Here is a 12,226-nt window from a genome sequence, read left to right as displayed (position 1 = left end):
TCAGCGGTCGTCGAAAGGAGAGCAAAGATGCCCGCACCGAAAACGGCGCCCATCTGGTCGGGCGCCTTTGTCCGCGTTACCGCCGGAAACTTCCTCCTTTTTACGGCCTTTCAGTTTCTTTTGCCCACGATCCCCCTCTACGCCGCCGACCTCGGCGCCGCCGAAACGGCCGTCGGCCTCATCGTCGGCACGATGACCGCCTTTGCCGTCCTCGTCCGGCCGCTTGCCGGCGCCGCCCTCGACCGCTACGGCCGCCGGGGGCCGCTTTTCGCCGGGCTTTTGCTTCACGGTCTCGCCATGGGGCTCTACGCCCTCCCGCTCGGCTTCGCCGGGCTCATCGTCGCCCGGGTGGTGCACGGCCTCGGCTGGGGGATGGCGACGACCGCCTTCGGTACCCTCGCCGCCGACCTCGTGCCGGCGGAGCGCCGCGGCGAAGGGATCGGTTATTTCGGCCTCTCCTCGGCCCTCGGCATGGCCGTCGGCCCGGCGATCGGCGACGGGCTCTACGCCTTCGGGCCGGCGGCCGTCTTCGGCGTCGCCTTCGCCTTCACCGCCTTCGCGCTCCTCCTCATGTTGCCGCCCCTCCCGGCACCGGCCGGCGATTTGCCGCCGCCCGACCGGGCGGGCACGGCAGTCCACAAGACCGTCCCGCCCGCCGCCGCTTCCCGCGCCGGGCGGTCCGCGCCGCGCCTCATCCCGGCCCTCCGCGACCTCGTCGAACCGGCGGCCGCCTGGCCGTCGGCGCTCGCCATGCTCATGACGCTCACGTACGGCGGCATCGTCACCTTCCTCACCCTCTTCGGGCGGGAGACCGGCATCGCCGGGGCGGGGCTTTTCTTTTCCGCCAACGCCGTCATGACACTCCTCGTCCGGCTCGTCGCCGGCCGGCTGTTCGACCGCTACGGATACGTCGTCATCGCCGTCGCCGCCGCCTTTGGCGGCATCGGCCTCCTCCTCATCGCCGGCGCCCGAACCCTCGGCGACCTCCTCGTCGCCGCCCTCTTTTACGGCGTCGCCTTCGGCGTCATCCAGCCGGCGCTTCAGGCGTGGGCGGTGAGCCTCGCGGCGCCCGAGCGGCGGGGGGCGGCCAACGCGATGTATTTTTCTGCCTTTGACCTCGGCATCGGCGGCGGCGCCATCCTCCTCGGACCCGTCGCCACCGCCGTCGGCTTTCGTTCCATGTACCGGGGGCTGGCCGCTCTCTTCGCCCTGTTCATCCTCCTCGGCGGCCTCGCGCCAAAGCCTCGCCGACGGCCCGCACGTCTCCGGCCCCCAGCGTGACGACGACGTCGCCGGGGCGAAGGGCTGCCCGAAGCTCGGCCAGAATCGCCGATCGGTCCGGAATGTAGAAGGTCGGACGCCCGCTTTCGCGGGCGATCTCTCCGGCGAGGGCCTCGGCGCTCACCGCCTCCGGCGCCCGATCCCCTTTCGGCGCGTAGACGTCGGTGACGTAGATGAGGTCGGCGTCGTCAAACGCCCGGACAAACTCCTGCCAGAGGTAGTACACCCGCGCCTTCCGGTGCGGCTGGAACACGGCGATCACCCGGCGCCGAAGCGACCGGGCGGCGGCGAGCGTCGCCCGGATCTCCGTCGGATGGACGGCGTAGTCGTCGACGACGAGGGCGCCGTCGACCTCCCCCAGCCGCTCGAAGCGCCGCTTCACCCCCGGAAAGGCCGAAAGCCCCTCGACGATCGCCGGCGCGGGGACGCCGAGAACCCGAAGCGCCGCGGCGGCGGCGAGGGCGTTCATCACGTGGTGGGCGCCGATCACCTGTAGCCGCACCTCGCCGACCGGCTCGCCGAAAAGCTCCAGCCCGAACGTCGCCCGGCCGTCCTCGTCGAGCCGCACCTCGGCTTCCTCCGCCACCGTCACGTCGGCCCAGTGACGGCCGAACGTGACGAAGCGAAGCCGACGCCGCTTTTGCCGTTTTTTCAGCGCTTCGAGGATCGCCACCCCTTCGGGGTCCTCGACGCCGAGGACGACGGTGCCGCCGAGGCGGGTGTTTTTGGCAAAACGCAAAAACGCCCGCTTGAGCGCCTCGTAATCGCCACCGTAATTTTCCAGGTGGTCCGGCTCGATGTTCGTGATGACCGTCATCGCCGGGTGGTAGCGGAGAAACGAGCCGTCGCTCTCATCCGCCTCGGCGACGACGATCGAGCTTTGGCCGGCGCGGCCGCCGCTTTCCCAGCCGACCACCTCTCCGCCGACCACCGCCGTCGGAGAGCGGCCGGTCCGCTCCAGAACGTACGCGATCATCGCCGTCGTCGTCGTCTTGCCGTGGGAGCCGGCGACGGCGATGCCGTAACCGGCGTTCAACAGGTGCGCGAGGAGATCCGACCGGTGCACCACCGGCTGTCCCCGGAGGCGGGCCACCGCCAGCTCGACGTTGTCCGGCGGGACATCGGACGAATAGACGACCGTCGCCTCCGGCGGCACGTGCGCTTCGGCGTGGCCGATGAAGATGCGGGCCCCGGCGGCCCGAAGGGCGCCAAGCACCGGCTTCTCCCGGAGGTCCGAGCCGCTCACCTCGGCGCCCCGGCCGAGGTAGACCGAGGCCAAGGCGCTCATCCCGGTGCCGCCGATGCCGATAAAGTGAATCTTCACGCCTTCACCTTCCTTCCGCCGGACTCCCCGGAGGCATCGAAAGAGGCGTCCGAACCCCCGCCCTCGAGCGGCGCCCGGTAAGCGGCCGCTTCGGAGGAGGGAGGACCGGGCGGTTCGCCCGTTCGCGCCCGCCGGAGCACCGCCGGCCGGACGGCCTGGATGAGGTAGAGCGAACCGGTGACGGCGACGACCGGCGGGCCTTCTTCCGGGGGCACACGGCCGCTCCCCTCTTTCACCGGGCGCCCCGGCGCCTCCTTGTCCCCGCCTGCGGCCAGGCGGATCGCCGCCGAAAGGGCCGCCTCCGGCGCCTGGTGGATATATACGGGCACCTCCGGCCGGATCATGCGCGCCGTCCGGGCGACGTCTTCCGGATCCCGGGCCCGAGGCACGTCCGGCGCCGTGACGACGAGGCCATCGACACGGGGGAGAAGGTGCATGAGCATCGCCCGATGGTCTTTGTCTTTCATCGCCGCAAAGACGGCATACCGCCGCCGAGCCGGGAAGAGCGCCTCCAGCGATCGAGAGAAGGCGTTCATGCCGTCTTCGTTGTGGGCCCCGTCGAGGACGATCGGAACGCCGGTCTTTGCATCGACGAACCGTTCAAACCGCCCGGGATGTTCGGCCTTCCGCAGCCCTTCCGCGATGTGGTCGTCTTCGATATAAAAGGCGTAAAAGAGCCGCAGGACCTCCGCCGCGACGACGGCGACGGCGGCGTTTTCAAACTGGTGCACGCCGACGAGACCAAGGGCGAGATCGGGGTAGCGCCGGTGAAGCGTCGCCACGGTGAGCCGCTGCCCCTCGGGACCGAGGGAGCGCGCTTCGATCCAGTAGTGCGTCTCCGGCCCGTAGAGCGTCGTCCGGCGGGCCCGCGCCGTCTCCTCCAGCACCGCCATCGCCTCCTGCGCCTGGGGGGCGGTGACGACCGGGACGCCGCTTTTGATGATGCCGGCCTTTTCCCGGGCAATGTCCCGGAGCGTCGGACCGAGGAGCCGGACGTGGTCGTAGCCGATGCGGGTGATGATCGAAAGGATCGGGTAGACGACGTTCGTCGAATCGAGCCGTCCCCCCATGCCCGTCTCCCAGAGGACGACGTCCGGATACGCCCGGCGGGCGAAGTAGACGATCGCCGCCGCCGTGAGGAGTTCAAATTCCGTCGGCGCCCCGAGGGGCCCCGCGGCGAGCGCCTCGGCGTGGGGCCTTAAGGTCTCGTAGACGAACCGGAGCCCCTCCGGATCGATCGGCGCGCCGTTCAGCTGGATGCGGCTTTCATACGTCGTCACGTGCGGCGAGATGTACGCGCCGACGTCGTAGCCGGCGGCCCGGAGGATCCCGTGCAAAAAGGCAAGGGTTGATCCCTTGCCGTTCGTGCCGGCGATGTGCACGAATTTGAGCCGCCGCTCCGGATGGCCGAGCCGCTCGAGCAGGGCCTCCATGCGCACCGTCCCCGGCTCATACACGTCCTTCCGATGAGCTTCAAACCAGGCGATGATCGCTCGGACGTCCATCCCAACCCCTCCTTTTCCCCGCCGGCCTGATGTCTCCCACGCCGGAGCGACCGGGCGCCCGCCGCCGCATCAAGCGGGCGCCGATCGCCCCTCCGCGGCGCCTCCCCACGCCGCGCTTGCATAGGCGGCCAGGCCTCCGGTTCCGGCCGCCTCGGCCGCCCCTCTCTCAGCCGCGCTTCTCCCGGGATTGCGCCTTGTGCTCGTCGTTCAGCATCCGGGTGAAAAGCTCGAGCCGTTCCCGCACTTTCTCCCGTCGCTCGAGGTAGTCCCGCTCTTTTTCCCGCTCCGCCTCGACGACCGCCGGCGGCGCCTTTTCGACGAAGTCCGGGTTGGCGAGTTTTTTCCGCACCCGCTCGACCTCGCCGTCCCAGCGGGCCCACTCTTTCTTCAGCCGCTCGAGTTCCTTCTCCACGTCGACGAGGCCCCGAAGCGGCAGCCGGTACTCGGCGTGTCGCGTCACGCCGCCCAGGGCGTAAACCGTCTCCGGCGCCTCGCCCCGCTCCCGCGGCGCGACCGTCACGTCCGCCTGGGCCAGCCGGGCAATGTATGGCCGGTGAGCGGAAAACCGCTCGATCGCCTCCGGGTCGGCGGCGATGTGGAGGGCGACCGTCTTCCCCGGCGCGACGCCGACCTCCTGCCGGATGTTCCGAACGCCGCGGATGAGCTCCATCACCTCGCCGATCACGTCTTCCGCTTCCCGGTCGCGGTGGTGTTCGGCCGAACGCGGCCAGTCGGCGATGACGAGGCTTTCCGGGCGGCCCTCCGGCGCCGCCGGAAGCAGGTGGTAGATCTCTTCGGTGACAAAGGGCATGTACGGGTGAAGGAGCTTGAGCGCCCGCTCCAGCACGTAGAGGAGCACGCCGAGGGCCTGCCGCCGGGCCGCCGGATCGGCGCCGTAGAGGTCTTCCTTGGAAAACTCGATGAACCAGTCGCAGTATTCGTCCCAGATGAAATCGTACACGAGGCGGCCCGCCTCGCCGATTTCAAACCGCTCCAGCCGCTCCGTCACCGCCTCGATCGTCGCCGCGAGGCGCGAGAGGATCCACCGCTCCGTCATCTTGAGGGTCCCGGCCCGATGCGCCGCCTCGACGATCTCCTCGGCGTCGAAGACGGCGTCGTCGACGTTCAGGAGGACGAAGCGGGAGGCGTTCCACACCTTGTTGGCAAAATTCCGCGCCGCCTCCATCCGGTCTTCCCGGAAGCGGAGATCCTGCCCCGGAGCAAAGCCGGTCGACAGCATGAAGCGAAGGGCGTCGGCGCCGTATTTCTCGATCATCTCCATCGGGTCGACGCCGTTGCCGAGGGACTTGGACATCTTCCGCCCTTCGGCGTCCCGGACGAGGCCGTGGATGAGGACGGTCCGGAACGGATTTTTCCCGGTGAACTCGAGGGCGGTGAAGATCATCCGCGCCACCCAGAAGAAGATGATGTCGTGGCCGGTGACGAGGACGTCCGTCGGGTAAAAGCGCCGGAAATCGTCCGTCTCCTCCGGCCAGCCGAGGGTGGAAAACGGCCAGAGGGCGGAGCTGAACCACGTGTCGAGGACGTCCTCGTCCTGGCGGATCCGCTCGCTCCCGCAGTGGACGCACCGGGGCGGCGTCTTGCGGTCGACGGTGATGCCGCCGCAGTCGTCGCAGTGCCACGCCGGGATACGGTGGCCCCACCAGAGCTGCCGCGAGATGACCCAGTCCCGGACGTTTTCGATCCAGTTCAGGTAGATCTTCTTAAAGCGCTCCGGGACGAAGCGGACGGGGACGTCTTCGCCGGAGCCGCTTCGCCCGAGCGTCGGCGCGCCGGGCGCGAACGCCCCCGCCCCGCCGGCCGCCGAACCGCCCGTCCCGCCGTCGTCTTCCGCCGCCGGCGCCCCGCGTTCTCGATCCGCCAGCAGGCGATCGTCGGCGTGGGCCTGGGCGATCGCCCGCTCGGCGAGGGGCTTCATGCGGACGAACCACTGGGTCGACAGATACGGCTCGACGACGGCGCCGGTCCGCTGGCTGTGGCCGACGTTGTGCACGTGCCGCTCCGCCTTGACGAGGACGCCGGCGGCCGCGAGGTCATCGGCGAGCCGGCGGCGGCATTCGAAGCGGTCGAGGCCGGCGTACGGCCCGGCGTGTTCGTTCATCCGGCCGCTTTCGTCCATGACGACGATCCGCGGCAGATCGTGCCGGAGGCCGATCTCGAAGTCGTTCGGATCGTGGGCCGGCGTCACCTTCACCGCGCCGGTGCCGAAGGTCGGGTCGACGTAGGCGTCGGCGATGATCGGGATCTCCCGGCCGATCACCGGCAGGACGACCGTCTTCCCGACGAGCTCCCGGTAGCGCTCGTCATCCGGGTGGACGGCAACGGCGACGTCGCCGAACATCGTCTCCGGCCGCGTCGTGGCGATTTCGATCCAGCCGCTCCCGTCCTTGAGCGGGTAGCGGAGGTGGTAGAGCTTCCCTTCCACCTCCCGGTACTCGACTTCGATGTCCGACAGGGCCGTCCGGGCGACCGGGTCCCAGTGGATGATGTACTCGCCCCGGTAGATGAGTCCCTTTTCGTAAAGGCGGACGAACACCTCCCGCACCGCCCGGGAAAGCCCCTCGTCGAGGGTAAAGCGCTCCCGGCTGTAGTCGAGGGAGAGGCCGAGGCTCGCCCACTGCTTCCGGATGACGTCGGCAAAGTGCTCCTTCCATGACCACACCCGCTCCAAAAACGCCTCCCGGCCGAGGTCGTGCCGCGTGAGTCCTTCTTCGGCAAGCTTCGCCTCGACCCGCGTCTGGGTGGCGATCCCGGCGTGGTCCATCCCCGGGAGCCAGAGGGCGTCGTAGCCCTGCATCCGCTTGAAGCGGATGAGGATGTCCTGAAGCGTGTTGTTGAGGGCGTGGCCGATGTGAAGATTCCCGGTCACGTTCGGCGGCGGGATGACGATCGTAAAGGGCGGTCTGGAGCCGTCGCCCTTCGGCGTGAAATACCCCCGCTCGACCCAGTGCCGGTACCACTTCTCCGCCGCCTCGTGAGGCCGGTACGTCTTCGGGATGTCCTTTTTCCCGGCGCCGGTCGCCCCGGCGCCGTTCGTCACCGACGAACCTCCCCCGTTCGTCGGCGCCGCCTGCATCTCTTCGCGCGCCATACGAACGCCTCCTCTCACGTCCGGTTGCCGTTCTCTGGCCTTCCCCGGCCTTCCCATCCATCGCTCCATCCCATGCGCCATCAAAAAAGCTCCGTCCTTGCCAAAGGACGGAGCAAAACTCCGCGGTACCACCTTTGTTCACCGCCCATGCGCCACAGCCGGCCGTCGCCGGCCCGCCGATCGATCCGGGGTTCGAAGCCGCTCTCCGGCTTCTTGCCCGGATCCCGGGAGCGATCCGGCCGGATCCGGGCGAAGACCGCCCTCCGGCGCCGATGCGGTGCCCTCGCGGCCCGTATCGCGGGCCAGGCGGTCCGCCCTACCGGCCGGCGGGTCCGGCGTTCGGGCGGACGGCTCCGGGGCGACCTTCGCCGCCGGCCTTAAGGGACCTTCCAGCCGCGGATCCCCTCTCTGGATAAGGCGCAGGCGACTACTCCTCCCCGTCATCGCCGGCGATTCGTCCTGTCGACGTCGCGCCCCCGGCGTACCCCGGGTCGTGTGCACCATTGTACTGAACCGGCGGGAAAATGTCAAAGGTCCTTCGCCCACCGAAGGACGATCTTCCCGAACTGTTCCGAGCGAAAGAGCCGTTCGAACGCCTCCCGAGCCGCTTCCGCCGGGTACACCCGGTCGACGACCGGCCGCAGGCCGTGGACAGCAAAAAACGTCACCATTTCCCGGAACTCCTCCGTGCTCCCCATCGTCGTCCCGAGAAGCGTGTACTGCCCGTAGAAAAAGCTCCGGATGTCGATCTCCGCCGTCCCGCCGTAGCCGGCGGCAAACGTCACCAGCCGGCCGCCCCGCCGAAGCGCCCGAAGGGACGTCCCGAAGGTCACCCCACCGACCGTCTCGACGACGACGTCCACCCCGCGGCCGCCGGTCGCCGCCCGCGCCGCTTCGGCGAAGTCCCCGGCCGTGTCGAACACCCGCTCGGCGCCGAGGGCCCGGGCCCGCTCGGCCTTCTCCGGGCTCCGGGAGGTGGCGAACACCCGGGCGCCGAGGGCCCGGGCGATGAGGAGGGCGCTTTGGGCCACCGCGCCGCCGATTCCCGGGATGAGCACCGTCTCGCCGGCCCGGACGGCGGCCCGGGTCACGACCGCCCGGTAGGCGGTGAGGGACGACAGCGGAAGCGCCGCCGCCTCCTCCCACGAAAGATACGGCGGCTTCGGCACGACGCCCTCCGCCGGCACGACGATCGCCTCTGCCAGCGTGCCGGGGTCCGGCACCCCGAGGATGCGAAACCCCTCCGGCGGCGCGTCGCTTTTGGCCGGCCAGCCGAGGCTCGGCACGATCAGCACTTCGTCGCCGACGCGGACGCCCGTCACGCCGTCGCCGACCGCCTCGACGACGCCGGCGCCGTCGGAGCCGAGGATGGCGCCCGGATCGGCCTTCGAGCGGCCTTCGAGAAAGTAGAGATCCCGGTGGTTGAGGGCGCTCGCCCGGAGCCGGACCCGCACCTCGCCGGGGCCCGGTTCCGGAAGCGGCACGTCTGTCCACGCGAGCCCCTCAAGCCCCGTCCGTTCGAAAACCCACGCCTTCATCGTCCCGGCCATCCGTCCCGCCTCCTCCATTCGCTCGCTTTTGAACCCGACCGCGGATCTCGACCGCGTGCCAAATGGCCGTGTGCCGACTTGCCTCGCACCGGAGGGCGCCGCCATCGGCCGGCGGCGCAACCGGCTTCCGCCGCAAGCGGCACCCACCTCGCCGCCGCCACGGCTCATCAACCGCCATCCCACCGCTCGAGCCGCCCGAGGAGCTTCCGGCGGTAGCCGTCGGCGAGCGCCGGGTGATCCGCCAGACGGCAAAGGAGCCCCGGATCCGGCGGCTCAGCGTCGGTCGCCGCCATCACCGCCGCGACGCTCACCCCGCGGGGGTCCCGCTCCAAGCGGATGAGCCGATCGCCCGGCCGCACCATCCCTTCTTCGAGCACGCGAAAATACCATCCGCTCTTCCCCGTCTGGCGCACCTCGGCCGGAAGCTGCCGGTTCTGATATCGGAGCTCCAACTTAAAGCAGGGCCGCCGCGGTTGGGCGACCTGAAGCAGCGCCGTGCCGAGCCGAAAGACGTCGCCGATGCCGACCGCCTCCTCGGTGAGGCCTTCGACGGTCAGGTTTTCGCCGAAGGCCGCCGGCGGAAGCGGCCGACCGAGCCACCGTTCCCAGCCGGCATAGTGATCGAGCGGGTACGCTGAGACGGCCTTGTCCGGCCCCCCGTGCCGGACCGGATCGCCCTGCGCATCGCCGACAAAACCCGTCCGGGTGAGCCGAAGGGGTCCGTCGACCGGCCGCTTGTCGATCGCGCTCCAGGCCCCCCGCCCGTCCCAGGCCAGCCACCGCACCGGGCCGATGTTCGGTCCCCGAACTCGAAACTGATTCTCCACGTCCTGCCCCTCCCGGACATCGAACGACCGGTGATTCCCGGACGGCCAAACCGCCCGGCTCTTTTCCCCCTTTCACGCCTTTCATGTCAACTTTGCGTGTTATCGTTCACATCTTCATCCATGCCCGTTTGGTTCATGACCGTATTTTAACAGATTTTCGATCGATCGAGAAACGTCTTCAGGGCTCTTCAACCGCCGAATGCGTCGATCGGCCTCCATCGGGCGGTATCTACCGTTTTCACCGTAATTACGGGTTTTATCGTTAGAATAAAACGATAAATGATGTCTTATAAGTAAAATCTTAATGACAATCCGTTGACAAAAAACATTCTCCGCGTTACAATGATCCCGACCCGATAAACCCTCCCCGGTATCGGAGCGGCCCGATTTCCCGATCCCGGGAGGCCAAATGTCTTCGAAGGAGGGTTCGCCATGGCGGAATGGATGCGCCTTCAGCCGGCAGAACTGGCGCAAAAGCTCGGCACCGACGAACCGGTCTTCCTCATCGACGTCCGCTCCAACCCGAAAGACGTCCAGGACTGGCACATCGAGCACCGGAACGTCGAGTTCCGCCACTTCCCCGCCGCTCTGTTCCTTGAAGAGGCGTCGGAAGCGTACGCTGAGCTTCCCAAAGACCGAGAGATCCACGTCGTCTGCGCCAAAGGCCTCACGAGCGCCGAAGTCGCCCGGCGCCTCGCCGAACGGGGCTATCAGGTCGCCGAACTCGTCGGCGGCATGGAGGCGTGGAGCCAGTACTACCATCCGGTGACGGCTTACGAAGACGAAAAGCTCAAAATCGTCCAGTTCAACCGTCTCGGGAAAGGCTGCCTGTCCTACGCCATCATCTCCGAGAACGAGATGATGGTCGTCGATCCCCTCCGCCGGGCCGACGTCTACGCCGACTTCGCTCGGGAGCACGGCCTGACCATCCGCCACATCGTCGACACCCACATCCACGCCGACCACATCTCCGGCGGCCAGGCCCTCTCCCGCCTGACCGGCGCTCCCTACTACGTCTCGTCCCACGACGTGTTCACCCATCAGGGCGGCATCACCTTCGAGCCGCTGGAGCAGTACAAAACGCTTCGGGTCGGCGACGTGGAGGTGGAAGTCGTCATCATCCCGACCCCCGGACACACCCCCGGTTCGACGTCGCTGCTCGTCGACCGGCGCTTCTTCCTCTCCGGCGACACCGTCTTCGTGAGCGGCCTCGGCCGGCCGGACCTCGGCGGGATGGCCGAAGCGTGGGCCAAAGACCTGTACGAGACCGTCGTGACGAAGCTGAAGGACCTTCCGGACGACCTCCTCGTCCTCCCGGCCCACTACTCCCACCACTCGGAAATCAACGCTCAGGGGATCGTCGGCGCCACCCTCGGGGAGCTCCGGCAGGCGAACGACATGCTCCGGGAGATGGACCGGGAGACGTTCCTCGCTCGGGTCGAAGCGGCCGCCTCGACGGTGAAGCCGCCGAACTACGAAAAGATCATCGCCATCAACGTCGGCAAACTCGCCGTGAGCGACCAGGAAGCAATCGAACTCGAAATCGGGCCGAACCGCTGCGCCGTCCACCACGCGACGGCCTGATCGTTCCATCCCGTCATCCGCGCCCCCGCCCACTGCCGCGGGGGCTTTTTTCTTGCTTAGACCCCTATTGACAGCGGCGGGGCCCGACCGTATCGTGAGGGTGTCAGCTCCGCTGAAACGAGGTGAGCCCATGTCCAAGCGGATCCGCGCCGCCGTCGTCGGCCTCGGCAACATCGGCCACGCCGCCCTTGAGGCGATCGAGGCGGCCGACGATTTTGAACTCGCCGGCCTTGTCCGAAGGAAGACTTCCCTCGACCAGCCGCTCCCCCGGGCGCTCGCCGGCCTTCCGGTCGCCGCCGACGTCGCCGATCTCGGCCCCGTCGACGTCGTCCTCCTCGCCACCCCGACCCGCGAAACGCCGGCGATCGCCCGGACGTATCTGGAGCGGGGCATTCGCACCGTCGACAGCTTCGACCTCCACGGCGACATCGTCCGCGTCCGACGGGAACTCGATGCCGTCGCCCGGGCCGGCGGCGCCGTCGCCGTCGTCGCCGCCGGCTGGGACCCCGGCACCGACTCGGTCGTCCGGGCCTTGTTTGAGCTGATGGCGCCTCGGGGCATCACCACCACGAACTTCGGCCCCGGCATGAGCATGGGCCATACCGTCGCCGTCAAAGCGATCCCCGGCGTCCGGGACGCCCTCTCCCTGACGATCCCGGTCGGGGCCGGCGTCCACCGGCGGATGGTCTACGTCGCCCTCGAACCGGGCGCCGATCCCGACGCCGTTCGGCAGGCGATCCTCGCCGATCCGTACTTCGCCCACGACGAGACGCACGTCGCCTTCGTCGACGACGTCGAGCGCCTGAAAGACGTCGGCCACGGCGTCGTGATGGAACGAAAGGGAACCTCCGGTCGGACGGCAAACCAGCGGTTCTCTTTCGAGATGCGGATCCACAACCCCGCCCTCACCGCCCAGGTGATGGTCTCGGCCGCCCGGGCGGCGATGCGCCTTCAGCCGGGGGCCTACACCCTGATCGAAATTCCGCCGGTCGCCTTCCTGCCCGGCGACGCCGAGACGTGGATCGCCCGCCTCGTCTGAGGGG

The 12,226-nt window shown here is 68.8% G+C and carries 8 protein-coding genes; 3 read left to right on the top strand and 5 right to left on the bottom strand.

The genetic code is table 11. The features are described 5' to 3' along the window. The first annotated feature begins 27 nt into the window (after positions 1-27). A complete protein-coding gene (locus tag K2M58_RS03880) occupies positions 28-1,281 on the top strand; it encodes an MFS transporter (protein ID WP_220678363.1) in 1,254 nt (417 codons plus the stop codon). Here K2M58_RS03880 and murC read toward each other — a convergent pair. The 5 genes from murC to K2M58_RS03855 all read right to left on the bottom strand — a co-directional run bounded on the left by murC (position 1,214) and on the right by K2M58_RS03855 (position 9,599). Then, on the bottom strand, positions 1,214-2,605 hold the full coding sequence (murC, locus tag K2M58_RS03875; RefSeq protein WP_220678362.1) for a UDP-N-acetylmuramate--L-alanine ligase: 1,392 nt from the start codon (positions 2,603-2,605) through the stop codon (positions 1,214-1,216). The two genes, K2M58_RS03880 and murC, sit on opposite strands and share 68 nt — an antisense overlap. Continuing rightward, positions 2,602-4,110, bottom strand: coding sequence for a bifunctional folylpolyglutamate synthase/dihydrofolate synthase (locus K2M58_RS03870; RefSeq protein ID WP_220678361.1), 1,509 nt, complete (start codon positions 4,108-4,110; stop codon positions 2,602-2,604). Before K2M58_RS03870 ends, murC begins: the two co-directional genes overlap by 4 nt. 166 nt (positions 4,111-4,276) lie before the next feature. Continuing rightward, entirely contained in the window at positions 4,277-7,222 is a 2,946-nt protein-coding gene (locus tag K2M58_RS12830; RefSeq protein ID WP_289628268.1) for a valine--tRNA ligase, read from the bottom strand. 527 nt (positions 7,223-7,749) lie between these two features. Beyond that, entirely contained in the window at positions 7,750-8,772 is a 1,023-nt protein-coding gene (locus K2M58_RS03860) for a zinc-binding dehydrogenase (protein ID WP_252393521.1), read from the bottom strand. A 167-nt stretch (positions 8,773-8,939) separates the two neighbouring features. Further along, entirely contained in the window at positions 8,940-9,599 is a 660-nt protein-coding gene (locus tag K2M58_RS03855; RefSeq protein WP_220678360.1) for an MOSC domain-containing protein, read from the bottom strand. A 432-nt stretch (positions 9,600-10,031) separates the two neighbouring features. Between K2M58_RS03855 and K2M58_RS03850 the strand changes: the two genes are divergently transcribed. Continuing rightward, positions 10,032-11,183 (top strand): MBL fold metallo-hydrolase, encoded by a 1,152-nt coding sequence (locus tag K2M58_RS03850; protein ID WP_220678359.1) that lies wholly within the window; start codon positions 10,032-10,034, stop codon positions 11,181-11,183. A 130-nt stretch (positions 11,184-11,313) separates the two neighbouring features. Beyond that, entirely contained in the window at positions 11,314-12,222 is a 909-nt protein-coding gene (locus K2M58_RS03845; RefSeq protein ID WP_220678358.1) for a diaminopimelate dehydrogenase, read from the top strand. Positions 12,223-12,226: the final 4 nt, after the last annotated feature.

Origin of the sequence: Hydrogenibacillus sp. N12 (genome assembly GCF_019645935.1) — a bacterium.
GTDB lineage: Bacteria > Bacillota > Bacilli > Thermicanales > DSM-22653 > Hydrogenibacillus > Hydrogenibacillus schlegelii.
The sequence above is the reverse complement of the archived record's forward strand: the minus strand, read 5'-3'. Positions and strand labels throughout refer to the sequence as shown.